We start from the raw sequence: 26,998 nt of genomic DNA, 5'->3' as shown, positions 1-26,998 counted from the left end.
TACTACTTAGTATTATCTAGCATTACTTTGGTGGATTATTTAGTATTAGAAAGTCAAGAAACAGATATGCATATATGATTTAGGAATAACATGCACATATATAATCTGATTTTATCGAACAACAAATCCTTGATTATATCCGTATTCTTGCAAATCTTTGCGCCACAAAGCAAGACCCTTTTCTAAAGAAATTCTAGGACCTGGATCATCTGGAAGACTTAATTGAGAACCATCAGCATTAGTTATACCAGCATCGATCATTGTTTGCACTTCTAATCGCGCGCGAGATTTACGACTCCAATCATAAGCTTGACCAACTGTTGACCTAAAATCACTACGAGCATAAACTTCAAACGGAAGATACTTGTATCTTGTATCAACATAATCTGCTGCAACAGAAAAAATACGATTAAATTTTTGACCTCCAAAATAAGGTATGTCAATACCACGTAAATCACGTACTGTTGTTTTATTCAAGAATGATTCATCGTGTAACGTAACAATATCTGCAGGAAAAGCTCCACCATCTACTCTAATACGAATTCCTTTAGAACTATGGCATACATAATCCACAAAACGCATAGCAGCCTCAGGTTTCCTACTAGATTGCAAAACAGATAACGCAGAACCACCCATTTCAGCATTTCTATTCTCACCATGCAAAGTAGGAACAGTAGTAACACGCCATAATCCAGAACTACCTGGAACATTAGATAACAGCAAAGAAGTCATCCAAGCTCCAGCAAAAACTGACGCCACTTTCCCATCACCGATAGCAGCCTTCCAACTAGAAGACCACGTATTAAGTCTAGTTTCAATAAGACCTTCATCGATCATAGATTGCCAGAACTTAGTGAATTGCTTCGTTCCTTCATCTTCATTTAAACGCACGGTTACAGTTTTTCCATCATTCGAAGTTACAAAAGGTCTTCCTGCAGCTAACCAAATCATCGCATCATAAAAGCTAGCATCACCCGAATCTGCAGCAATATAAACACCAATATCTTTCAATTTTCGAGCTGCATGTTTATATTCTTCCCAAGTATGAATTTTTGATGCATCTACTCCAGCTTGACGAAACACATCATCGTTATAAAACCATGCCATAGGACCAGAATCCATAGGCAAACCATAAACCCTATCCCCTAACTTAACAGATGACCAAGTTCCAGGAGTATAAAAAGTTCTAGTATCTCTAACTCTATCTGTAATATCAAGCAACTGACCACTAACAGCATATTGAGGCAAAGCGTGATACTCTAATTGCGCTACATCTGGCATACCATAACCGTCTTGAATAGCATTATTTAGAACATTGTAACCACTCGTATCTTTAACAGTAACGCGAACATCTGGATTACTTTTTTCAAATTCTTTCGCGATACGCTTCATGCTTGGCTCCCAAGACCAAACAGTAATATGCGTTCTAAAATCTGCAGATCCACAAGCACCAGAAAAAATTACGAAAATAGCACATAAAAGCAATATTAAAAAGCGATACAAAGAATTACGAAACACATAAGGAATTCTAAAGTATCTAACAAATTTAAAGTCAAGCCTTGAAATGTTACTTTTATGCGCACACATATAATTTTTACACGCTACTCAACAGTTACTGACTTAGCAAGATTACGAGGCTTATCAACGTCATAACCCTTTAATTTAGCCATGTCCATAGCGAATATTTGTAAAGGAACAACATCAACAAGAGGACTTAAAAGAGTTGGACACTTAGGTCTCCAGAAAACTATATCCGCATAACGTTCAACATCCAAGTCACCAACTTCAGCAACTGCTATTGTAAAAGCACCTCGCGCTTTTACTTCTTCAATACCTGAGATTACTTTTGAATGCAAAACGTCACGTCCGCGAGATGAAGGAACGATTACAACAACAGGTTCCCCATCGTCAACTAGCGCAATAGGACCATGCTTTAACTCTCCGGCTGCAAAACCTTCTGTAAAAGTATATGCAATTTCTTTAAGCTTTAGAGCGCCTTCCATTGCAACTGGATAGCCTACATGTCTTCCTAAGAACAAGAAAGATTTAGCTTCTAAAGTCCTTTTAGCAGCCTGCAAAATAGCATTTTCTTGAGAATCAAGTATTTCTTGAATTTTATCCGGCATAGCTTTTAATTGCATTACGATTTGCTGTATTTCATCGCGATACATTGTGCCTTTTACTTGAGCTAAATAAAGACCAAGCATATACGCTGCCACGATTTGCGCCACAAAAGCTTTAGTTGATGCAACAGCGATTTCTGGGCCAGCATGTGTGTAAAGCACAGCATCAGACTCTCTAGGAATACTAGAACCTTGAGTATTGCATATTGCTAACACTCTACTACCCTGCTCGCGTGCGTGACGTAAAGCCATAAGCGTATCCATAGTTTCACCAGATTGTGAAATAGCAACTACAAGAGTGCGATGCGTTAAAATAGGATCACGATAACGGAATTCATGAGCTAATTCAACTTCTACAGGTACACGAACCCAATGTTCAATAGCATATTTTGCAACTAAACCTGCATAACTTGCAGTTCCACAAGCAACAACGATTATTTTATCTATTGCTCGCAATACATCTTGGCTAATACGAACTTCATCGAGAATTATGTTTCCTTTAGAATCAAATCTTCCTCTTAAAGTATCTGCGACAGCATGAGGATCTTCATGAATCTCTTTATCCATAAAGGAATCCCATCCACCTTTTTCTACTGCGGACGCATCCCAATCTACAGTAAAGAAAGTAGGATTATCGACTACTTTCCCACTAAAATCCGTAAGCAAAAGGATTGATTTACCAGAACCATCAATATCTCCAACGCACACAGCCTGATCTTGACCGACTTCTAAAACTCGATCTGTATAAGCAACAAAAGCTGCAACATCAGACCCTAAGAAATACTCATTATCTCCAATACCAACCACTAGCGGAGAATCGTGACGAACAGCAGCAACAATACCAGGTTGACGAACATCAACTGCTAAAAGAGTAAAAGCGCCTTTAAGCATTTTTGCAGTACGACGAATCGCAGCAAACAAGTCCGGCTTACCAGTTTCTTCTACAATCTCATTAGCAATTTTCCCAAGTAATTTTGCAGCTACTTCAGTGTCTGTTTGTGAAGAAAACTCATAGCCTTCTTCATGAAGCTGCTCTTTTAGAACAACAGCATTTTCAATAATTCCATTATGAATAAGTGCAATTTTTCCGTCTGCACTTGTATGAGGATGTGCGTTCACGTCACAAGGAGCGCCGTTCGTAGCCCAACGCGTATGACCTATTGCTGCACTAGATTGCGGCATAGGATTTTCAATAATATCATTACGTAAATTAGAAAGCCTACCTGCTTTTTTACGCACAGATGCAACACTCATCCCGGAAGCTACAAGAGCTACACCAGAAGAATCATATCCACGATACTCTAAACGCTCTAATCCATCTAAACAAACTTGCAAAGGTTTAGAACAAATCTTTCCAAAACCTGCATATCCAACAATGCCACACATAATCTTTTATTGTACTTTAATATAGTTGTTTATCTCAAGATTTACACATTATATGCAAATAAATTTACTTTTTTAATTGATGTTTTACAATATCTCGTGCTTCAAAGCCTTTACCAAAATGCTTTTCTAACATAGACTGCAAAACCATCAACACAGAAGTAATAACCAAATACCAAACACTAGCAACAATAAGAAGAGGAATAGGCTTATAAATACGATTAGCAATAGCATTCGTAGCAAACTGCAACTCAAGAGTAAAAGGAACAGCCAAAACCAAAGAAGTAGTCTTCAACATACCAATAGTTTCATTACCCAACGGAGGAACAATAATACGCATAGCCTGAGGAAGAACCACACGACACATCATCAAAGAACGAGACATACCCAAAGACTTAGCAGCCTCAACCTGACCAACATCAACAGCCTCCAAACCAGCACGAACAATCTCAGACAAATACGCAGCCTCATTCAAAGACAAACCAATAACAGCAGCATTAAAAGAAGTCATAACAACATTAGAATCAATAGAGAAAAACTCCACACTAGTAAACGGAACACCCAAACTCAACTTAGGAACAAGAACAGCAAACATACCCCAAAACACAAGCTGAGTATAAACAGGCGTACCCCTAAAAAACCAAATAAAAAACCAACTAACACCACGCAAAACAGGATTAACACTCTTACGCATCATCGCCAAACAAAGCGCCAACACAATCGCAATAACCATAGAAAGCAAAGTCAACCACAAAGTCCAGAAAATACCAGAAAGAACATTTTCATTGAAAATATACTTAAGTACTATATTCCACTCGAATCTACGATTTGCAGCTATAGAATACAGTAAAAATACAGACACTACCCCAACGATTATGCCTGCAACGATAGGGCCAATTTTTTTAACTGGCAAAATCTTATCATTGTTATTCTCTTTAGAAAGCATACTCACAATATTACACTAGACACAATCAAAATCAGCATATATATTGCAAATTAACAAAAGCAAAAATCATACTTTAGGATTTATCTCAGGTTTCTTAATCATAATATCTTCAACTCCCCAAGACTCCATAATCTTTCTATAATCACCTGTTTGAATAAGTTTTTCTATACCAGCTTGAATTGCCTTAACAAGCTGCTCATCGCCTTTTTGCGTAATAATACCCATCAAAGCTTTATCCTTACTCTTACCTAAAGGCTCAAGTTGATTATCTGTTTGTTCAATAGCAAAACTAGAAACAGGAGTATCAGCATACATAACATCTACTCGCCCTGCTACTACAGCCGTTGTAGCATCAGTTTGTTCTTTAAACGGAAGAACATCAAGAGGAGAATCATTTTTAATCTTACACAAGTCACGAGCATCATACATTTGAGATTCACTTGTAGTTCCAACTTGAACAGAAACCTTTTTGCCACATAAATGATTAAGATTTACTTTCGTTGGATTTCCTTTACGAACAACAAATAGCAAACCAGCATCCGCGTAAGTCACAAAATCAACCGACTTTTCTCGCTCTTTGCTAACAGTGAAGCCAGAAACACCTATATCAAATTTAGTTCCAACAGACGGCAAAATGGCATCAAATGGAGCGTTTACAATATTTAGCTTAACTCCCATAAGCTTTGCCAATGCTTTATTAAGATCAATCTCATAGCCAACTACAGTTTTGCCATCTCGAGCATAAAATCCAGCAGGAGCATAACCAATATTCGTTCCCATAACGAGTTCTCCTCTTTCTAAAATCTTTTTAGGAAGAAGAGAAGCTATTTTCTCATCTTTTTTAATATTATTAACGTTATAACTGCGAGATAATAAAGGATCGCTACCTTCTACGTCAGATGTTCCACATGCTCCAGAAATACCTATTAGTGTTGCGGAAATAAAAGCAGCAATAGAACGTATCAAACGAGAAGGAGGTAATAAAGAAAACCTCTTTTTACGATGCAAATTGTTATTTGTAGCATCAAAACGTTCTTCAATCATAAGATCCCTTAAAGCAAGATAGCAAATACGCTCACAACTTTACCACTATCAACACATAAACAATCATAGCTTTCATAAGAATTCATACAAAATTTATGTAAGCAAAGTACATGAAGTTTTGATTACAAGAAATTGCATAGCTATAAGCTAAAGAACATGCTTAAGAAAATCTTTCAATCTATCTGTTTTAGGATTGTCAATAATACTTGCATCGCCTTGCTCTACAACCATTCCATCATCCATAAACACAACCTGATCTGCTACTTCTTTTGCGAAACCAATCTCGTGAGTCACAACAATCATAGTCATACCTTCTTTTGCAAGATCTAGCATAACATTCAAAACTTCACCAACAAGTTCGGGATCAAGAGCAGACGTTGGTTCATCAAACAGCATAATCTCCGGCTTCATAGCAAGAGAACGAGCAATTGCAACACGTTGTTGCTGACCTCCAGAAAGCTCAGCAGGATAATGATTCATGCGTTCAAGCATTCCAACTCGTTTAAGCTCTTTAATTGCTAAATCACGCGCATCCTGTTTTTTCATTCCTAACACATGAACAGGAGCTTCCATAACATTTTCTAATGCTGTCATATGTGGGAACAAATTAAAACGCTGAAATACCATTCCAAGCTTAGAGCGCTGTTTGGAAATTTCTTTATCGTTAAGAGCTCGAAGACGCTCTTTACCTTTATATATTACTTTCTTTACTCCAATACGCTTTCCATAAATACATATGCTCCCAGAAGTAAGAGTTTCAAGTTGATTTATTAAACGCAATAAAGTAGATTTACCAGATCCTGATGGGCCTAAAATAACTGTTACACTGCCAGAATCAACAGTAATATTTATATTTTTTAATACTTGAATAGATCCAAAAGATTTTTGAACATTCGTTAAAGATACTGCAACAGTTGAAGTACTATTTGCATCTTCTAGACTATTGCTTGCATCATCTAGACTATTGCTTGCATCTTCTGAAGTATTATCCTCAAAAGACTTAGAATCATCTATATTTTTATTAACAAATTCATTATTTTCAGTATCCATATTCACACCCCGTCATAACTACCATTGATAATACTACTAAATTATCATCCTTAAAATCACACAAATAATGTAAATATGCTATCACTAAGCATTAAAACCTAACATAGTAGCATCATTACGCTTTTGAACATTTTTTTGCTGAACTTTTAACGACTCATCTGTACGCTGATCCGTATTTGCATACAATTGCGTATGTTTTACAATATCTCGTGCTTCAAAGCCTTTACCAAAATGCTTTTCTAACATAGACTGCAAAACCATCAACACAGAAGTAATAACCAAATACCAAACACTAGCAACAATAAGAAGAGGAATAGGCTTATAAATACGATTAGCAATAGCATTCGTAGCAAACTGCAACTCAAGAGTAAAAGGAACAGCCAAAACCAAAGAAGTAGTCTTCAACATACCAATAGTTTCATTACCCAACGGAGGAACAATAATACGCATAGCCTGAGGAAGAACCACACGACACATCATCAAAGAACGAGACATACCCAAAGACTTAGCAGCCTCAACCTGACCAACATCAACAGCCTCCAAACCAGCACGAACAATCTCAGACAAATACGCAGCCTCATTCAAAGACAAACCAATAACAGCAGCATTAAAAGAAGTCATAACAACATTAGAATCAATAGAGAAAAACTCCACACTAGTAAACGGAACACCCAAACTCAACTTAGGAACAAGAACAGCAAACATACCCCAAAACACAAGCTGAGTATAAACAGGCGTACCCCTAAAAAACCAAATAAAAAACCAACTAACACCACGCAAAACAGGATTAACACTCTTACGCATCATCGCCAAACAAAGCGCCAACACAATCGCAATAACCATAGAAAGCAAAGTCAACCACAAAGTCCAGAAAATACCAGAAAGAACATTATTGCTTATAAGATATATTCCAACTTGATCCCATTCAAAACGAGGATTCGTAAGAATACCATATAAAAGAACACATGCAATAATTGCGCTTACAATACCTGCAACAATAGGGCCAATTTTCTTAACAGGCAAAATCTTCTCAAACTGTTCTTCAGAAGAGTTATTTTTAGAAAATTGTTCTGTTTTTAAGTCCATAATATTTACTCCAAAATTGTTTAAACATGCTTAAACTTCAGGATTTATAACTGACTTATCAACAGCAACATTTTCAACACCCCATTTTTTCAAGATGTCTTTATAAACGCCAGAGCGCATAAGCTTATCAATACCAGCTTTAACAGCCTTAAGCATCTTGGAATCACCCTTCTTGACAGCAGCACCCATTGGCTCAGAATCTTTACTATTAGCTATGATTTCCAATTTTCCATCATTTTTAATAGACGCATAACCTGCAACAGGAGTATCAGCATACATAACATCTGCTCTACCTGATAATAAAGCTACAGTAGCATCAGTTTGTTCTTTGAAACTCATAATTTCAAGCGGCTTATCTTTCTTTACTTCACACTGTTTCTTCGCTTCTTCCATAACAGGCTCCCCTACTGAACCAGTTTGTAAAGAAACCTTTTTACCGCATAAATTGTCTGGATTAACTTTAGTTGGATTTCCTTTACGAACTTCAAAAGATAATCCAGCATTAGCATAAGTTACAAAATCAACACTTTTCATTCGCTCTGCATTAACAGTAAAACCAGAAATTCCAACATTATATTTACTACCAATAGCAGGAATAATTGCATCAAATGGAGCATGAACGATCTTAGCTTTCAATCCAAATACTTTTGCTAAAGCTTTAGAAAAATCAATTTCATATCCAACAGGAGTTTTTCCATCTGCAGCAAAAAATTCTGCAGGAGCATAACTTACATTTACACCTACAGTTAGTTCACCGCTTTTAATAACATCTTCAGGAAGCATTGCAGCAATTTCAGGGTCTTTTTTAATCGAGTTGACATCATAACTTCTTGCAATATCTGGATCAGACGCCTGTGAATCAGCTGGACCACATGCACAAAGACTTAACAATAATAACGATGAAACAGCAACAGAAACATTCTTAACGGATTTAAACATAACCTTCTCCTAAAATCAGTGTTTAAAAATAAATAATTTACATTGATATGTATAACTATACAGGAGAACGTTACAATTTAGGGCAGAATTTATACAAGTTTTGCATAAACAAGAATACACATACAGCGATTTAGCGCAATAATAAGAATACGCAAAAATAAAACTGTATATTATTCATAAAAATGAATAATTATGTGTCGCGAAACAATTTAACAATCTGCAATATTACTATTGCTAATATTATTATTTCTAAAACTACTATTCTGAAAACTACTGTTACTAAAACAAGCATCTACATGCAATATCGAAAAAGTTAAAATGCTTTCTTTTACAAAGATAAAACTCATACAAAATAGCTAAAACAATATCAAATAGCACGAGAACGCAAATTTTTATATCGCATAGCACGCAATGCCTCACGCTTATCTTGCTCTTCACGCAAAGCTTGACGCTTATCGAATTCTTTTTTACCTCTAGCTAAAGCAATCTCAACTTTTACGAAACTGCCACGAAAATATAATCTCAAAGGAATAACAGTGTATCCTTTAGCTTCTGTTTGCCTAGAAAGCTTAGCAATTTGAATAGCATGAAGTAATAATTTACGTTTACGTTTAGGAGCGTGATTATTCCAAGTTCCATTCAAATATTCTGGAATATTCGCACCTTCCAACCACATTTCACCACGTCTATCAATACTTACAAATGACTCAGCTAAAGAAGCGCGACCTTCACGAAGTGATTTTACTTCAGTACCAGTGAGAGCAAGACCAGCTTCATAGCAATCCTCAACAGCATAATCATGGTAAGCTTTACGATTATTAGCAACCGTTAAAGTACCATCTTGAGCAGGTTTCTTATCCACTTTTCACTCCAAAATACTAGCTTCTTATAAAATTCTTAATAAAATAGCTCCTCATAAAAATTACAAGAAGCTATCTATTATTTAGACTACAAATCACATATTAGTAATGCACAAACTCGTATCTAGACGCATTTTGTATAGTTCTGTAATGAGGGAAAGTAGAAAACACAACTCCGCCTTCAGAAATCAAAACAGATCCATCGGAATTCACGCGCTCAACAATCGCAACATGCCCATACATTCTGTCAGATCCAGCTGCACCACGAGGGAACACCATAGCTGCACCAACATGAGGAATATTATTAACTAAATAGCCATAACGGCGACCAGTATTAGCCCAATCAGCACCATTACCCATATGAGTTGCAACAGGAAGTGATAATTGCGATCTGCGCAAATACGCCCAAAGAGTGCAATTACGCGCAGGATACGTAACAGGTCCGCCAGTATTTCCAGTGTTATGCCCGTAACAGAATCCAGAACCCTCAGGACAATTTCCAGGAACAGTGTAATCCATTCCATTAGCAAAACCATCAGAAACAGGCATAGGCTGCAAAACAGGACGATTCAATGATATACGCCTACCACCTTGCTGACGATTACCATTCCTAGGATCAAGACGAGCAAGAGGACTATTAGCTAAAGCTCTAGCTTGAGCATCAATTGCAGACTTCATTTGAATAATCTCTGCAGCTTCACGAGCTTGCTGAGATTTCAAACTACTCTTTTCACTCTCCAATTGTTTACGAATCGCATCACCCTGATCTCGCAAATCTTGCAACTGTTTTTGCTTATCTCTAGCAGCAGCAGCAGCAGCCTCAGCGCTTTTTGCTTGATCTTGCGCTTTTTGCTTTAGCTTTGCGATTTCTGCTTCAATAGCTTCTAAACGCTGCTTGCGATTCATAGAATTATTAAGAGTTACAGCAGCATTATGAGCCGCATTAGACTCACTACGAGCAACAGCGCAATCAGATTGCAACTTCCCTACAAACTGTTCTGTAGTTGTGGAATTAGTTAGCATAGCCATAATATGCGAAGAACTAGAGCCATGGAAACTTTCGCGCGCAAGCTGTGCAACAGCTGCTTTTGCATCATCATAATCTGCACCAGTTTGCTTAATTTTCTCTTCTAAATCTTGCTTATCTTTTTTTGCAGATTCAAGACGTTGATTAGTTGATTCAACAAGACTACGAGCCTGTTCAGACTGCTGTTGAGCTTGCTCAGCTGCACGAATTTGATTAGGAATTTGACGCTCATTAAGATCATTTAATTCCACTATTTTATCTGCAAGTTTTTTACTAACTCCAGATAATTTTTTACGCAATGCAGCATTGTTTTGCAATTTCCTGTTGTATTCTCGCATACTAACAGCATTCGCAGGAGAAACAGTAAACAAAGACATTGCTATACAACTAAAAAGAACTAATGTAGAAGCCATGAACATACTAATCGCAATATGAAAACGACTATTGAAGTTCATTACAGTCTTCATAATCATCCTTTCAACGCTTCTGTTCGTGTAAGTATAACATTTTAATTGAATTATAAAAACTTACAAAAGTAAAAGAATCATATAAAATTCACACTTTAAATAAGTTAAATAAACCTTTTAAGTACAAGTCTTTAAGTTTTTAAGTTCTCAATCCTTTAAGTTTTTAAGCCTTAAGTCTTAAATCTTAAGTCTTAAGTACAGTTTTTAAATCTTAAGTACAGCTTTTTAAGTTCTTGAGTATTATGCTCTCAAATATCTACGCAATGCAACAGAAGAAGCAATAATAGAAAGAACTACAGCACCTATAACAAGCATTGGAACAGTCACCCATACAGTAGCTTGATTGACAAATGGCATCCACTTAACTTTTTGAGCAAGCCAATCTGTAATAAACACTTTTACAACGGCACTCAACACAAGACCCGATAGTAGCGAACCCATGAATGAAGCTATAGCACCTTCAAGAATGAACGGCATGCGAATAGTCCAATTTGAAGCACCAACAAGTCGCATAATTTCTGTTTCCTGCTTACGAGAAGCAGCAGACATACGAATAGTCGTGCCAGTAAGCAAAATAGCAACAATAACCATCACAGCAGCTAATACGACTGTAATCGCAGTAGCTCGATTCAATACACTAAAAACAGGATCAAAAATTTGACGCTGATCGACAACACTTTCAACGCCGCTGCGACCTGAAAGGACTTCAGAAACAACTTGATATTTCATAGGATTACGCAATTTCAAACGTAAAGAATCTTGCATATCTGCAGCAGTAAGAGTACGACCTTGATAAATTCCTTGTGGATATTGTTTCAAAAAAGTATTCTTATAAAAATCTTCCCTACTAACATACGTAATGTGAGAAACGTCATCTCCAAGCTCTTGATTAACAACTTCCTCAAGTTTAACTATCTCTTCTTTAGTTGGAGCTTTACCAGAAGCACAGGTTGCAGACTGACTTGTTCCGTCAGGACAAAGCCATGCAACAACTTCAACTTTATCGTACCAATCACCTTTAGCTTTAGTAATCTGAGCTTGCATTAACACAGAAGAACCTATGAAAAGGAACGAAATAAACGTAACTAGCATGACAGAAAGAATCATAGAAACATTGCGGCGTAAACTTATGCATGTTTCTGAAAATATGAATCGTAATCTCATTTATTCTCTCCATCGATAATAGAATTTGCATCTTCATCATTTGCGTAAGAATTACTACTGAAAGAACCATTAGCAGAATTATTATCGCTATTTTCAGCATTATTCTTTCCTTGCTCTAAAGAATCAGCTTTAGAACTACTAGACGCAGAGCGCTTTTTATCATTTTTATTAAATTCAGGAGGAGCTGGAGGAGCAGGAGGATTATTATTAGAACCAGAATTTGGATCCGAACTATGATCCAAACCAAGCTCAGAACTATGACCAGACTCAGAATCATTACCAGAATCCAACACTAATCCGCGCCCCCATGTCATAGTTGTTTCCAAAGATTGGAAAACTTCACCATAACGACCTGTACGACCGGAATGCACTGACTGAGCTAAACGCGCAATACCCTCATTTTCAGATTCTGAATTCTTCAAAGTATTAGCAACTAAATCTAAAGCCTGCTGAGCTTGTAATGTTCGAAGCTCTTTTTTAGACAATCTCTTATGTTGAGCACCATTCTTGAATTCACTACTATACGAAAAACTAGAAGATGAGCTAGAAGAATTTGAAGATTGCGAATTATTAGAACTCTCACGTTCTTTAGAATCAGATTCAACTTTTTCAGATTTTGCATCGTATTTTGAAGAGTCAATTGATGACGCATTTTCGCTATCGCTATCAAACTCATTCGCATTATTTTTCGAAGATGCAGTTGAGGCAGAATTATTATACGAATCATTTTTATTTTCTTCTGTTTTGGCGGATTCTGATTCGCTATTTTTATAAGATAAATCAACAGATTGCTGAGCTTTAGAATTTTGCTCAACATCAGCATCTGGAAAATAAAGAGCAGAATCATAAGAGCCTTCACGCTCATCTCGAACAATCTTGCCAGCATGCAACTCAACAACACGCTTACGCATAGAATTCACGATTTCTTCGTTATGCGTAGCCATAACAATAGTTGTGCCAGTTCTGTTAATAGCATCTAGAACTTCCATAATTCCAAGAGAAGTAGTCGGATCTAAATTACCAGTAGGCTCATCGGCAAGAATAATTTGAGGATGATTTACATACGCTCTAGCAATAGCTACACGTTGAGCTTCACCACCTGAAAGCTCATGAGGATAATTATTTTCTTTTCCTGTTAATCCAACTGTTTCTAAAACACGCGGAACTAGCGAACGAATAGTAGCTCTACTCGTACCAATCACTTCTAAAGCAAAAGCAACATTTTGATAAACAGTCTTATTGTTTAAAAGCTTATAATCCTGGAATATAAATCCGAGAGATCTGCGATATTGAGGAACTTGGCGATTTGCTAAGCGTCTTAAATCATTGCCTGCAACATGAATCTCTCCGCTACTCGCTTCTTCTTCACGCAATAGCAAACTTAAAAGAGTAGTTTTACCAGATCCGGAAGCGCCTACTAAAAATACGAAATCACCGCGATTAACATCTAAAGAAATATCATCTAAAGCTGGACGCGAACCCTTCGGGTAAATCTTAGACACATGTTCTAACGACATCAGTGACATGTTGACTTTCCTTTATTATCCTACTTTTATTATCTAGTTCTGTATTGCATATAATTATGTAAAGCTACAAAATTCTACATAAAAGCACAAAGATTCATATTTTTGTTAGACGCGCAAACATCACATTTCCGCCTCTTTTTGAGCTTCAGCTTCTTTTTGAGCTTCAACTCTTTGCTCATGTCTCCAACGGATACCAGCTTCAATAAAACCGTCAATATCACCGTCAAAAACAGCTTGAGTTTGCGAAGTTTCGTAGCCGGTACGCAAATCCTTCACCATTTGGTAAGGGTGAAGTACGTAAGAACGCATCTGATCTCCCCAACTTGCTTTAATATCACCAGCAAGCTCCTTCTTTTTTGCAGCTTCCTCTTGATGCTTAAGCACAAGCAAACGCGATTGCAAAACAGACATAGCAGCAGCACGATTTTGAATCTGACTACGCTCATCTTGCATAGAAACGACTAATCCAGTTGGCAAATGCGTAATACGAACAGCAGAATACGTTGTGTTCACACCTTGTCCGCCAGGGCCAGACGCTTGGAAAGTATCAACTCGAATATCGGAATCTGGAATATCAATATGATCTGTAGCTTCAACTAAAGGAATTACTTCAACTGCACTAAAACCAGTTTGACGGCGACCTTGATTGTCAAAAGGAGAAATACGAACCATTCTGTGAGTTCCGCCTTCCACAGAAAGACGACCATATGCGTAAGGTGCATCTACTTGGAAAGTAGCAGATTTAATACCAGCTTCTTCTGCATAAGACGTGTCCATCATCTTAGTTTTGTAGCCATTTCGCTCAGCCCAACGCAAATACATACGAAGCAACATTTGCGCAAAATCAGCAGCATCCACGCCACCTGCGCCAGATCGAATCGTAACAACTGCGCAACGCGCATCATATTCGCCGTCAAGAAGAGTTTGAACTTCCATATCATCCAACTCATGAGCAATATTTACAAGCTCTTCTTGAGCTTCGTTCATGGAAGATGCATCGTCTTCTTCTTGACCAAGCTCAATTAAAGTCTTAGCATCTTCAATACGTTGTTCTACATCTTGTAAACGCTTCAATTGAGATTGAGATGCAGAAAGCTTACTCGTAACATTCTGAGCACGCTCGGAATCATCCCAAAGCCCAGGCTCTGCAGCTTGCTTTTCTAAATCTGCAATTGTATTTTTTAGTGTCTCAACGTCTATTGCTTTAGCAATAGAAGAATACTTTGCTTCAACATCATTTAACGCTTGAGCAAAATCAAATTCCGCCATTTACTTAAAGTACCTCTTTATATACGTTTTACGCAATTACTATTCAAATTTTAGCGTACGGTCAAAATCTCCGGACCATTCTCAGTAATTGCAATCGTATGTTCAGTGTGCGCACCGCGAGAACCATCAGCAGAACGAAGAGTCCAACCGTCCTTAGGATCTTGATAAATCTCGTCAGTAGTCTTTAAGAACCACGGTTCAATAGCAATTACCAAGCCTGGGCGAAGTTTATAACCATGATGAGCAGTTCCATCGTTAGGAACATGCGGATCACCATGCATAATATGGCCTACTCCGTGACCACCAAACTCAAGATTTACACTGTAACCATAATCATGAGCAACGCATCCAATAGCTGCAGAAACATCTCCAAGGCGATTCCCCGGCTGCGCCATATTGATACCAGCTTGTAAAGCTTCCTCAGTGCACTTAATCAAACGCAAATCCTCAGGATCAGCATGCTTTCCTACAACGAAACTAATAGCAGAATCCCCAACCCAACCATCAACGTTAATTGCTAAGTCGAGAGTTAGCAAATCGCCATCTTTAAGATTGTAATCAAACGGAACACCGTGAAGAACAGCATCATTTACAGAAGTGCAAATGTAGTGCGCAAAAGGACCTGTTCCAAAATCAGGAGCGTAGTCAACATAGCAAGAAGACGCACCTTTGCGGCTAATAATGCGTTGGCGAACGAAGTCATCAATCTCAAGAAGATTCGTTCCAACTTTAGTCATTGCTTTCAAATCTTTAAGAATACTACCGACAAAGCGACCTGCAGGTTTCATCGCTTCAATTTCAGATGGAGTTTTAAGTTCAATCATGCTTTAAGACTAACGCGCAGGCACGAAAATAGCACGAAAATAGCGCAAAAATAAGACGAAAATGAAACAAAAAAGCTGCAAATAATTAGAAAATAATAAAAATATATCAACGCACACTTTACAACAAACACTGTCGCTTAATACTTGTAAGCTAGGCTCATGCTTAATAACAATGAAAACAACAATAATAACAATATTGAGGAAGCAAAGAAAGAGATTTCTCCTGTAGATTTTGATCCAGCTTCCTTCTCATCAGTTATTCGCCCACAAGACGATTTATTCCGCTATGTAAATGGTCCTTGGATTGACACTTACACTCTTCCAGAAGACAGACCAATGTTCGGAGCTTTTCACAAACTCGCAGAAGATGCAGAGAAGCAAATTCGAGATATTTTAGAAAGCGAAGACTGCTCAGCCAAAAAATCTCAAGCTTTATACCGTAACTATTTGGATACTGCAGCTATCGAAAAAGCTGGAATTACGCCAATTAAAAGCGATTTAGATGCTGTTGATGCAGCTAACAGCAAGGAAGATTTGGTTCGCACTCTCGGCACGCTTAACCCTTACGGCGGACCAAATGCAATGTTTGCTTTTGGTGTTTACGGCGATCCTAAAGATCCTAAGACAAATATTATGCACATTGAGCAGGCTGGATTGGGCTTGCCAGACGAAGCATACTATCGCGAAGATAATTACGCTCCGATTCGCGCTGAATACGTAAAAATGGTAGCAAAGTTGCTGCGATTAGCTGGTTACGGAGATGCCACTACTACAAGCGAGCAATCGGAACGTTTCTTGAAGGTGGAAACACAAATCGCGAGCAAACATTGGGATAATGTAGCAACACGCGATTCTCAAAAAACTTATAATCCTTACAATTATGCTGATTTAGCAAAAACACTTGAAGCGTTAAATCTTGACGCTTTCTTAGACTCTGCTCAAAAAGCTTACGATAATTCAAAAGAAGCAAAGAATCAGCCAATAGATTTTCGTAAAGCTTTTATCAAAGTAGTAGTTCACGAGCCAAGCTTTATAGAAGGATTGAATAAGATTTGGCAAGAAGCTGACTTAGAAGATCTAAAGCTTTGGGCACGCGTTCATGTGATTTTGTGCTGGGCAAGCATGTTAAGCGAAGATTTTGCGCAAGCGAAATTTGACTTCTACGGCAAAGTCCTTTCTGGCGCCACCAAGCAGCGCGACCGCTGGAAGCGCGCAATCGGAGTTGTTGACGATGCTTGTGGCGAAGAAGTTGGCCGCGAGTACGTGCGCTTGCACTTCCCTGAGTCTTCTAAAAAGTATATGGAAGGCTTAGTTAGCAATCTTATTAACGCATACCGCGTATCTATTTCTCACAGCAGCTGGCTTGGTGAGGAGACTAAGGCAAAGGCTTTGGAAAAGCTTAGCAAGTTTGAGCCAAATATTGGTTACACAAACCATTGGATTGACTACTCTGCGCTAAATATTAAGGAATACGCTGGCTTAATTGAAAATATGCGCGAAGTTTCTCGATTTATCTTTGGTAGGTATACTGCAAAAGCTGGAAAGCCTGTGGATCGTGAAGAATGGCAGATGACTCCGCAAACTGTGAACGCTTACTACGATCCGCTGCTTAACGTAATCGTGTTCCCCGCTGCAATTTTGCAACCTCCATTCTTTAACCCGAGCGCTCCAGACGCAGCAAATTACGGTGCTATTGGTGCTGTGATAGGTCATGAAATCGGTCACGGTTTTGACGATCAAGGTTGCGAATACGATGGCGATGGTGTTCTTAACAATTGGTGGACTGAAGAAGACAAAACCAACTTTACTGAGCGCACTAAAGCGCTTATTGAGCAATACAATGCTTTTACGCCAACGCAACTTATTGTTAAATACTCTCACTTAAAGAGCAAAGAAGAGCGCAATGCAATGCCTCACGTAAACGGTGCTTTAACAATCGGCGAAAATATTGGCGATTTAAGCGGCGTAACTATTGCGCTTAAAGCGTACGCTTTTGCTTTGCAAAAGAGCAATGGGCAAGAGATTGACGGAAGTGACGATGCAATTCGCGAAACTTTGTTAAACGCTCCTGCAATTGATGGCTTCACTGCTTTGCAACGCTTCTTCTTAAGCTACGCGCTTGTGTGGCGTTCCAAAGCTCGTAATGAGATTGCAGAGCAATACCTTCAAATCGACCCACACTCCCCAGCCGAATGCCGCACTAACGGAATTGCGCGCAACGTGGACTTGTTCTACGATGCTTTCAGCGTTAAAGAAGGCGATGAAATGTGGCTTGCTCCAAGCGAGCGTGTGCATATTTGGTAAAGCATAGTGTTTTAAATACTTTAAGAGATTTAAAGATTTAAAATATGTGACTATAGACCAAAATATGAATAAATGAATAAGTGAATAGATGAATAAATGAATAAAAGATAGATGAATAGATGATAGTAGTAACTAAATAGTGCAAGTAGCGCAATTATTTATTTTCTACTATCATCTACTATTTTATAATTTGAATTTCAAAAGCAAGCTACTACTACATACTCGATTGAACTTAGTAACTCTTTTCAATTAAAAAGTCAAGATTTTAATGCTTTTGTGGATAGAAGATAACTTCTGACCACAAAAGCATTTTTTTCTATGCAAAACTTCGAACATACTTCATAGTAGATAGTACTGCAGCGTTTCCTGAGAGCTGCGAAGCTCAGGGGCAATGAAGGCTCTGGTTTCGGGGCTGAAATAGCTGCAGTCCAATTTTGTGAAAGGATTAAATATGGTTCAGCAACAAGCAACTATTACTATGAGTGGGTATGTTAGCGCAGACCCTATAGAATTTGGCAGAAATGGAGGAACTACAGCATGTTCGCTACGTATAGCCAATACACCTTCTTACTATCATGCTGAAGAAAAACATTGGGTAGATAAACCAACAACATGGATGACAGTAAAAGCATACAGAAACTTAGCAAGTAACGTATTGCAAAGTGTACACAAAGGCGATGCGATTGTTGTATGTGGAATTCTAAACACTGAAGCATGGCAAAAAGATGGATCTGACTATAGCAGAGTAATCTTAGAAGCTTCTGCAATCGGACACGATCTCAATCGTGGAACTACTCAATTCACAAAGCATGCAAATCAGTCAAATAGTAATCAACCTAATAATATCAACAAAACTGGGAATGATAATATTGAAAAATCTAATTCTAACTCACAATCTGTAAATAAGGAATTTGACAGTGATTTAGATATTTAGGTGAAAGATAGCAAATAAAAATATTTGGTCTATAACACAAATATTTTTGTAAATTAAAAACTAAATTTTATATAACTTGCTTATATAAAATTTTGCCTATAATTTAACTTGCTTATATAACTTGTTTATATAATTTGCCGTCAAGAATATCTATATTCTTCATATAAAACGCTTTAATATGCGAATATAACAATATTCCTGACGGCAAGTTTCACAAGTTGTGACTCAGTTTAAAAAGCTACGCTAAATCGCAGCGCTCAAGCAGGTCGTCACGCACTACACTCAACACACAATCCCTAAAGTGAAACCAAACAAACCCACCATGCCTTCGTTAAAAACACAAAGTCATACCTCGCTTGCATTGAAAGTCCACTGGACTTTCAATACTAAGCAAGCTCGGCGCTCCGAATTGCTTTTGCGCGCTAAATCGCAGCGCTCAAGCAGGTCGTCACGCGCCTTACAATGCGATCCACTGCATCCTCAACTGGAACAGCTTCAACGTTTGAGCCATCTCGATTGCGAATTTCAATCGTTCCATTGTTCACAGTATCTCGACCTGCAACAACAACAAGAGGAACACCAATAAGCTCAGCATCCTTGAACTTTACACCTGGTGAAACCTTTGCTCTATCGTCAAAGATTACTTCAATTCCTCGCTTATCAAGCTCCTCAACCACCTTTTCAGCAGCGTCAAAAGCAACTTGATCTTTTCCGGTTGCAACAACATGAACTTGAGCTGGAGCAATCGCCATTGGCCACGCAAGACCAGAATCATCATGATGAGTTTCCGCTAAGCACGCAATCACACGGCTAACGCCAATACCATAGCAACCCATCCACACTGGCACAGCTTTACCGTTTTCATTAAGAACGCTTAAGCCCAAGGCTTTAGAATACTTTAATCCAAGCTGGAACACTTGACCTATTTCCACGCCACGCTCAAAACTTAACGGACCAGAACCATCTGGGCTCATATCTCCATCTCGAACGAGAGCTGCTTCAACAACACCGTCCGCTTCAAAATCGCGTCCATAAACAGCGTCATAAACGTGTTTTCCTTCCTCGTCCGCTCCTGTAATCCATGCGCTGCCTTTTGCAACGTGCGCATCTATCAAGTAGCGAACTGGATTTTCAATTCCACTACCATCCTGGCGAGCTTGAGGACCTAATACGCTAAATCCAATGTATCCTTTAACAAACTCAGGATGAGCTTTCAAATCTTCCTCATTTGCTTCTTCAATTTCTGCAGGAGCAAACTGAGCTTCAAGACGTTTCATATCCACTTGTCGGTCGCCAGGAATACCAATTGCAACTATTTCGCGCCATGGCTCCTCGTGCTCGCCACCTTCAGCGTCAGCAGGATGCTTAACAGCAATAATCAAGTTCTTCAAAGTATCGCTTGCCTGCCAAGCTCTGCCATCTTCGCGAGGATGCAAATCGTTAGAAACCTTAACCAAAGCTTCAATCGTCTTAGCATCTGGAGTTTCTAGAGCAAGAGCAGCAGGAGTTGCTGAGTAATCAACATCTTGCATTTCTGGAGTTGTCAAAGCCTCAACATTCCAAGCTTTCCCGGAAGGCGCGAGAGCAAAAGTATCTTCACCAATTGGCATTGGAGCTAAGAACTCTTCAGAATCAGAGCCGCCCATTGGACCAGAAACAGCATGAACAATCACATACTTAATTCCTAAACGGTCGAAAATACGAGCGTAAGCAGCACGCTCGTCAACATAAGCAGACTTCAAACCATCTTCGTTAATAGAGAACGAGTAAGCGTCTTGCATAATAAACTCGCGTCCACGAATAAGACCTGCACGAGGGCGGAACTCATCGCGATACTTTGTTTGAATCTGATACAAAGTAACTGGCAAATCCTTGTAAGAAGAATACATATCTTTTACAAGAAGAGTGAAAACTTCCTCGTGAGTAGGAGCAAGAAGATAGTCAGCATCATGACGATCTTTAAGGCGGAAAATGTTGTCTCCGTACTCTTCCCAACGGTTAGTAGCCTCATAAGGCTCACGCGGAAGAAGTGCCGGGAAGTGGACTTCCTGTGCACCAATAGCATTGATTTCATCGCGAATAATCGCTTCAACTTTATTTAAAACTCTTAAACCAAGCGGCAACCACGTCCACACGCCCGGAGCGGATTTACGAATATATCCTGCGCGCTGCATTAGTTTTGCGGAAGTCACATCCGCATCTGCAGGATCCTCGCGCAGCGTACGAAGAAACATATTAGACATACGAAGTACATTGGAATTCATGCGTTCCAATCTATTTGCGCATGAGGACATAAACACTTGTTTAAGCACATATACAATAGTTTATGCATAATTGTTAATCCATATTCATTACAATATTTACTACAATATTCACTACCATATTCACATATATTTCAACTTCATTTATATGCAATCAAAATTCATCGTTAAATACAAATTCATCGTTGACAGCATCATCTTTTTCATCGTTGACAGCATCATCAGCATTAGCATTAACAGCATCATCTTTGTGATTGTTTGCAAAGACATCAAGCTCTTGTATTTTCGCATAATCGTCTTCATTATTATTTTTTACAAAAGCAACTGCACCATCTTTAGCAAGCATTTCACTTGCATGCTGTGAAGATTGGCGCAATACGCTATCAAGAAGAACAGCGTCAGCAGAAACACTAAACGCGCGATCGTTAATTCCCTCTAAGTAAAGACTTTCAAGATTTTCTACTCTAGAAAGCGCAACATAACCCATTCCAGGCGCAAAAGTCCTTCTCAAATCCATTACAGCAGCATCAAGAGTCATGCCTTGTGATTTATGAATCGTAATCCCCCAAGCGCAACGAAGCGGAACTTGATTCACACTAGCAAGAACAGTTTCACCGTCTGTCATTTCCCAAGTAGCTGGCTTAAGAGTAACAATATTACCGTTTTCAAACTCAACAATAGGCCAGCCACCTTTAGATGAAGCAGTAAATCTTAAAACTTTACCAATTGAACCATTCACATACTGTTTGTCTTGATCATTTCTTAAAGCCATTACAGCAGCTCCAGCTTTTAATACTAAATGCTCTGGAGCAAGCATATTCTTCTTCAATCGTTCAACTAGATCTTTAGGTCCATCACCAGTTGCAACAAACTCATAAGATTCGCCATCAATTGAATTAAGCTTAACATTATTCAAACCATCTGCCTGTGAATTTGTTGGAAAAAGATGCACAGCAACAGAATCATCTTTAGGATACTCACCAAGACGTCCAGCAAGCAGCTGTTTATCGCAATAGGTTACAGAACCGCAACGAATATCAGTTAAAACATCAAGTAACTTTTCGTCATCTTGCCTATGCTGCTCAGTTAAATAGCATACAGTAGGATTTAAAGAGTCCCAAGCAAATGATTCTGTAATATATCCTTCAGGATTCTTACCTGCATCAGCATATCTTTTACGCGAAGAATTGAACTCAGGACTTGGATCAAACATATCACGATTTCTAGCAGATGTGCTCACAGGTGGAAGCTGAAAAAAATCACCTGAAATAACTACTTGCAATCCTCCAAAAGGAGCAGAATTTTTGCGTATTTTACGGCAAACTTCATCAACCATATCAAAAAGCCACGCATGAATCATTGAAACTTCGTCCAAAACAAGCACATCAGTAGCTTTAATATTTTTAGCACGCCGAGAACGAATAGTTTTAAGAAGAGTAGCTGTAAGAGTATTAGATACGCCAATCCCGCTCCATGAATGAATAGTTTGTCCGTTCAAATGCGTAGCAGCAATACCTGTTGAAGCTGTTAAAGCAACACTTAATCCATTCTTACGCAATGAACGAACAGCTTTATTCAACACATATGTTTTACCTGAACCAGGAGCACCAGTAACAAATACGCTTGCACCAGCGTCAATTATGCTTAAGGCTTCAGATTGCTTCATTGGCAGTACCTTGTGTGTTTAATAATCGCGCTTTTCTGCGGAATTTACGTCTTCTAACGCTTCTCCACGATTTTCGTAATCGCGAAGCAAGCTCGTGCTTTCAATGTGCTGTGCACCTGCTTTTGCCTGTGCTTCGCTTGGACCTGGAGCTTTTACGAACATCATATCGCGATAGTAACGAAGCTCGTCAATCGACTCAATAATATCCGCGAGCGCGCGGTGACCGCCGTGTTTTGCCGGCTTATTTCGATAAACGTCTGGGTAAAGTCTACGAGAAATCTCCTTCAACGTACTTACATCTATTACGCGATAATGCAAATTTGCCATTAAATCTGGCATGTAACGGTCGAGGAACTTTTTGTCGGATCCAACAGAATTTCCTGCAAGATGCGCTTTCCCGCGAGCTGGCAAGAAACGCTTTACGTACTCAACAACCTGCTTTTGCGCTGCTTCTAGTGGCAAACCGTTCTTATTCCACTCATCAACGAGCCCAGAAGACGTATGCATATTGCGTACAAAATCATTCATATGAGCCACAGCAGCTTCGCTTGGCTTAATTACTAAATCAATGCCATCGTCCAAAACTTTCAGATTAAAGTCGGTTGGAACTACAGATACTTCGCATAATTCATCGTGGAAAATATCAAGACCAGTCATCTCGCAATCAATCCAAATTAAGCGCGATTCTTCCGGAGTAAACGTAAGATCTTCCTTAGCTTCAACCATTTTTATCCTTTCCTAATATTTTTTCGAACCCATCAGCCTACATCTTCGTAGAGACTACTATGAACTAAGTTGTACGAAATACTGATTTAAGCATCTAATAAATCCTGCATAAGTTCATCTGTGTTATTAAATGATTTTCCCTCATGAGCTTCAGCTTGACGACGAGCTTCGTCAGAAAAATCAACTGGTTCAGAGACTTTGCCAATTTTAAAATTGCGAATTGCTTCATCCATACTTTTAAGAGTTCTAGAAGATATACTCTTTGGAACAGTAAGTTCACGAGGTTCTAATAAAATACAACCATTATCACATTCTTTAACATTGTAATAAGGATATTTAGCACCACGCAGAGTTACACGCTTTTTACTATCAAGACGAACGTCATAATCTTTCACTACTTCCACAAAATCACCTCATTTTTAGTGGGATATCCCACTAACTATATAATAATTTTATCCGTCTTGTCAAAACAAAAAACGACGAAAAGCATGCAAGTTGTAGATAACTTGCGTAACTTTTCGCCGTTTAGTGCAAAATTAATTGCGCCTTATACGCGACTTATACGCGCAACTCACGTAACTCGCGCACCACGCGCACCACGCGATTTAATTATGGAAACCGCTGTAGTTTGGCGCTTCTGCAGTCATCACAATATCGTGAGGATGCGATTCGCGCAGCCCTGCATCTGTAATGCGAATAAAGCGTCCACGCTCTTGCAATTCCTTAATATTGTGCGCACCAACGTAGAACATAGACTGATGCAATCCGCCAAGCAACTGGTAAAGCACAGCATTAAGCGGACCACGGTATGGAACTTCACCTTCAACGCCTTCTGGAACAACTTTATCGGAGCTAGTAACGTCTGCCTGGAAGTAACGATCCTTTGAGTAAGACTTCTTACCGCGAGGAGCCATTGCACCAAGAGATCCCATTCCACGGTAAAGCTTGTATTGCTTACCATGAAGCAAAACCTTCTCACCAGGAGCTTCCTCACATCCAGCCAATGTACCGCCGAGCATAACAGTGTCTGCACCTGCAACCAAAGCCTTAGCAATATCGCCAGAATAGTGAATACCACCATCAGCAATGCAAGGAATACCAGCAGCTTTACAAGCCTGAGCTGCATCGTAAACAGCAGTAAGTTGAGGAACACCAACGCCTGCAACAACGCGAGTAGTGCAAATAGAACCTGGACCTACGCCAACCTTTACAGCGTCAACACCAGCGTCAATCATAGCTTGAGCGCCTTGTCGAGTAGCAATATTACCGCCAATAATTTGCACGCCATCAAAAGCTTTATCTGCTTTAATGCGGCGAATCATGTCGAGAGCTAAACGAGCTTCTCCATTTGCAGTATCAACCACAAGAACGTCAACTCCAGCTTCCATAAGAGCGCAAGCACGCTGCCAAGCATCACCAAGAAAACCAATTCCAGCAGCCACGCGCAAGCGACCCTGATCGTCTTTAGTAGCATCTGGATATTGCTCAGTCTTAACAAAGTCCTTTACTGTAATCAAACCAGTAAGCTTACCAAAAGAGTCAACTAAAGGTAATTTTTCAACTTTATTGTCTGCTAAAAGACGATGAGCATCTTCTTTAGAAATATTTGAAGGACCAGTGACTAGATTCTCACGAGTCATCACGTCCTTAACTTTCAAGCGATCATAATCTTCGGAAGCAATAAAACGCATATCGCGATTAGTGATAATACCAACTAGGCGATTCTCACTATCTACTACTGGCAAACCAGAAATATGGAATCGCCCGCACAATTTATCTAAATCGGCGAGCGTTGCATCTGGGTGAACAGTAAGTGGATCGGTAATCATACCGGACTCACTGCGCTTAACAATATCTACTTGCGCAGCTTGATCATCAATAGAAAGATTGCGGTGCAATACACCAATGCCACCATTTCGCGCCATAGCGATAGCCATATCTGACTCAGTAACAGTATCCATAGCTGCCGAAATAGCAGGCACTTTCATGGTAATCTCACGAGTCAAATGAGTAGAAGTATCCACTTCAGACGGAATAACATCAGTTTCATTTGGAAGCAATAGAACATCGTCATAAGCAAGTCCAAGCTTCTCAAAAACTGGAGGGACAGGAGCATACAGGATTTCCGCGTTAATATCAGTTGTAGCCATAGGGTTACTATACGTTTTTGCTATGACGTTTGTAAAAATAGCGTTTCTAAGAATTATGAATTTCCGGCAATCTCTTACGCAAATAAGGCATAAGAGTGAGAACAGTAAGCAATAGTGTTGCAATAATCATACAAATAATAACGTAAATAGCTTTGAAGAAAAGAATCATTATAGATCCAAACGAAATCAGTGCAGCCCATCCCCATAAAATTAAAACAGCACCTTGCACAGAATGACCAATTCTAAGCATTCTATGATGCAAATGCATTCTATCAGGGTGTGTAGGTGACTGACCTTTACTAACTCTTCTAACAATTGCTAAACACATATCTAACACAGGCAAGAAAAGAACCAAAATAGGCAATAAAATAGGCATAAACACAGGCAAATATACACTCGTATGAACAGCTGAAGGATCAATATGGCCAGTCATTATAATCGAAGCGCAAGTAATTAAGTATCCTATTAACATAGAACCAGAATCACCCATAAATAGTTTTGCAGGATGCCAATTATGCAATATAAATCCTATGCAAACACCCACCATAACTACATCAATAAGAGTTGCCATAGAAGCATATATTGGAGATGTCCTAGCAAGAATATAGGAATATGTAGCAAATGCGATTCCACCAATTGCAACAATTCCAGAAGCAAGTCCATCTAATCCATCTACAAAATTTACTGCATTAATAGATGCAACAATCAAGAATGCAGTAATAGCAATAGATAAACTTGGAGAAGCAGTGACAAGAGAGCCTAACGGTAAAGTAACAATTTGCAATCCACCCCATGCTACAAACACTGCTATAAGAAGCTGTCCAGATAACTTTAGCATCCAATCTAAATCCCAAATATCATCACATACTCCAAGCAAGCAGATCATTACAGCTCCAGCTAAAACTACCCACGGCTGATACGTACCTGCAAAAAGACCAGAAATAAAAGGCATAGAGCTTGCAAAAGCCAAAGATACAGCCAAACCAAATAACATACCAACACCACCCATACGAGGTGTAGGTATAGTGTGAACATCTCTAGCTCTAACTTTCCCAACTGCACCCATAGTTATAGCAAGATGACGTATAAGAGGCATAATGAGCCAAGTTGCACCACCGGCAATTGCCGAAATAAACAAGTACACTCTCATATTAAATGCCTTTCTTAACACGCGTTGAACACATATTCTTATATTATTATTTCTCTTATATCAATAAAATTTATCAAATTTAATAAGCTCAAAACACAC

Annotated in this window: 21 protein-coding genes; 2 read left to right on the top strand and 19 right to left on the bottom strand. The window is 38.9% G+C overall.

Annotated elements, in window-relative coordinates; all coding sequences use genetic code 11:
* Positions 1 to 111: 111 nt before the first annotated feature.
* From HXT27_RS04120 to map, 13 genes are all read right to left on the bottom strand, one after another.
* On the bottom strand, positions 112 to 1,587 hold the full coding sequence (locus tag HXT27_RS04120; protein WP_103042928.1) for an ABC transporter substrate-binding protein: 1,476 nt from the start codon (positions 1,585 to 1,587) through the stop codon (positions 112 to 114).
* Between the two features lie 14 nt (positions 1,588 to 1,601).
* On the bottom strand, positions 1,602 to 3,509 hold the full coding sequence (gene glmS / locus HXT27_RS04115; RefSeq protein WP_103042927.1) for a glutamine--fructose-6-phosphate transaminase (isomerizing): 1,908 nt from the start codon (positions 3,507 to 3,509) through the stop codon (positions 1,602 to 1,604).
* A gap of 64 nt (positions 3,510 to 3,573) precedes the next feature.
* Positions 3,574 to 4,452, bottom strand: a complete 879-nt coding sequence (locus tag HXT27_RS04110) for an amino acid ABC transporter permease (RefSeq protein WP_296156356.1) — start codon at positions 4,450 to 4,452, stop codon at positions 3,574 to 3,576.
* 66 nt (positions 4,453 to 4,518) lie between these two features.
* Positions 4,519 to 5,496, bottom strand: coding sequence for an ABC transporter substrate-binding protein (locus HXT27_RS04105; protein ID WP_075523293.1), 978 nt, complete (start codon positions 5,494 to 5,496; stop codon positions 4,519 to 4,521).
* A 147-nt stretch (positions 5,497 to 5,643) separates the two neighbouring features.
* On the bottom strand, positions 5,644 to 6,546 hold the full coding sequence (locus HXT27_RS04100; RefSeq protein ID WP_103043551.1) for an amino acid ABC transporter ATP-binding protein: 903 nt from the start codon (positions 6,544 to 6,546) through the stop codon (positions 5,644 to 5,646).
* A gap of 84 nt (positions 6,547 to 6,630) precedes the next feature.
* Positions 6,631 to 7,632: an amino acid ABC transporter permease gene (locus HXT27_RS04095; RefSeq protein WP_422113097.1), complete on the bottom strand. Its 1,002-nt coding sequence runs from the start codon at positions 7,630 to 7,632 to the stop codon at positions 6,631 to 6,633.
* Between the two features lie 30 nt (positions 7,633 to 7,662).
* Complete coding sequence (locus HXT27_RS04090) at positions 7,663 to 8,571, bottom strand: ABC transporter substrate-binding protein (RefSeq protein WP_103042925.1); 909 nt, start codon at positions 8,569 to 8,571, stop codon at positions 7,663 to 7,665.
* A gap of 367 nt (positions 8,572 to 8,938) precedes the next feature.
* Positions 8,939 to 9,433 carry an SsrA-binding protein SmpB gene (gene smpB, locus HXT27_RS04085; RefSeq protein ID WP_103042924.1) on the bottom strand — a complete coding sequence of 165 codons (495 nt, stop codon included), beginning with the start codon at positions 9,431 to 9,433 and terminating at the stop codon, positions 8,939 to 8,941.
* A 100-nt stretch (positions 9,434 to 9,533) separates the two neighbouring features.
* Entirely contained in the window at positions 9,534 to 10,871 is a 1,338-nt protein-coding gene (locus HXT27_RS04080; RefSeq protein WP_233186118.1) for a CHAP domain-containing protein, read from the bottom strand.
* Between the two features lie 294 nt (positions 10,872 to 11,165).
* Positions 11,166 to 12,089 carry a permease-like cell division protein FtsX gene (gene ftsX, locus HXT27_RS04075; RefSeq protein WP_075523100.1) on the bottom strand — a complete coding sequence of 308 codons (924 nt, stop codon included), beginning with the start codon at positions 12,087 to 12,089 and terminating at the stop codon, positions 11,166 to 11,168.
* A complete protein-coding gene (ftsE, locus tag HXT27_RS04070) occupies positions 12,086 to 13,615 on the bottom strand; it encodes a cell division ATP-binding protein FtsE (protein ID WP_233186093.1) in 1,530 nt (509 codons plus the stop codon). Before ftsE ends, ftsX begins: the two co-directional genes overlap by 4 nt.
* Before the next feature lie 120 nt (positions 13,616 to 13,735).
* Positions 13,736 to 14,884, bottom strand: coding sequence for a peptide chain release factor 2 (prfB, locus tag HXT27_RS04065; RefSeq protein WP_075523098.1), 1,149 nt, complete (start codon positions 14,882 to 14,884; stop codon positions 13,736 to 13,738).
* Positions 14,885 to 14,934: 50 nt separating this feature from the next.
* Positions 14,935 to 15,708, bottom strand: a complete 774-nt coding sequence (gene map / locus HXT27_RS04060) for a type I methionyl aminopeptidase (protein WP_075523097.1) — start codon at positions 15,706 to 15,708, stop codon at positions 14,935 to 14,937.
* A gap of 159 nt (positions 15,709 to 15,867) precedes the next feature.
* Here map and HXT27_RS04055 point away from each other — a divergent pair, with 159 nt between their 5' ends.
* Together HXT27_RS04055 and HXT27_RS04050 are read left to right on the top strand one after the other, a co-directional pair.
* Positions 15,868 to 18,012 (top strand): M13 family metallopeptidase, encoded by a 2,145-nt coding sequence (locus HXT27_RS04055; RefSeq protein WP_075523096.1) that lies wholly within the window; start codon positions 15,868 to 15,870, stop codon positions 18,010 to 18,012.
* A 451-nt stretch (positions 18,013 to 18,463) separates the two neighbouring features.
* Positions 18,464 to 18,946, top strand: coding sequence for a single-stranded DNA-binding protein (locus HXT27_RS04050; protein WP_103042922.1), 483 nt, complete (start codon positions 18,464 to 18,466; stop codon positions 18,944 to 18,946).
* Positions 18,947 to 19,368: 422 nt separating this feature from the next.
* Here the strand turns inward: HXT27_RS04050 and HXT27_RS04045 are convergent, their stop codons facing one another.
* The 6 genes from HXT27_RS04045 to HXT27_RS04020 all read right to left on the bottom strand — a co-directional run bounded on the left by HXT27_RS04045 (position 19,369) and on the right by HXT27_RS04020 (position 26,899).
* Positions 19,369 to 21,210, bottom strand: a complete 1,842-nt coding sequence (locus HXT27_RS04045; protein ID WP_103042921.1) for a proline--tRNA ligase — start codon at positions 21,208 to 21,210, stop codon at positions 19,369 to 19,371.
* Between the two features lie 151 nt (positions 21,211 to 21,361).
* Positions 21,362 to 22,873: a DEAD/DEAH box helicase gene (locus tag HXT27_RS04040; protein ID WP_103042920.1), complete on the bottom strand. Its 1,512-nt coding sequence runs from the start codon at positions 22,871 to 22,873 to the stop codon at positions 21,362 to 21,364.
* Between the two features lie 18 nt (positions 22,874 to 22,891).
* Positions 22,892 to 23,599, bottom strand: a complete 708-nt coding sequence (gene orn, locus HXT27_RS04035; protein WP_103042919.1) for an oligoribonuclease — start codon at positions 23,597 to 23,599, stop codon at positions 22,892 to 22,894.
* Positions 23,600 to 23,685: 86 nt separating this feature from the next.
* A complete protein-coding gene (locus tag HXT27_RS04030) occupies positions 23,686 to 24,003 on the bottom strand; it encodes a hypothetical protein (protein ID WP_082266207.1) in 318 nt (105 codons plus the stop codon).
* A 201-nt stretch (positions 24,004 to 24,204) separates the two neighbouring features.
* Positions 24,205 to 25,749 carry an IMP dehydrogenase gene (gene guaB, locus HXT27_RS04025; RefSeq protein ID WP_075523091.1) on the bottom strand — a complete coding sequence of 515 codons (1,545 nt, stop codon included), beginning with the start codon at positions 25,747 to 25,749 and terminating at the stop codon, positions 24,205 to 24,207.
* Positions 25,750 to 25,795: 46 nt separating this feature from the next.
* Positions 25,796 to 26,899: an MraY family glycosyltransferase gene (locus tag HXT27_RS04020; RefSeq protein WP_075523090.1), complete on the bottom strand. Its 1,104-nt coding sequence runs from the start codon at positions 26,897 to 26,899 to the stop codon at positions 25,796 to 25,798.
* Between the last annotated feature and the right edge of the window lie 99 nt (positions 26,900 to 26,998).

It is taken from the genome of Gardnerella bivia, from assembly GCF_049262715.1.
GTDB classification, from domain to species: domain Bacteria; phylum Actinomycetota; class Actinomycetes; order Actinomycetales; family Bifidobacteriaceae; genus Bifidobacterium; species Bifidobacterium vaginale_A.
Note: the sequence above shows the minus strand (reverse complement) of the source record. Positions and strands in the feature narration are given on the sequence as shown.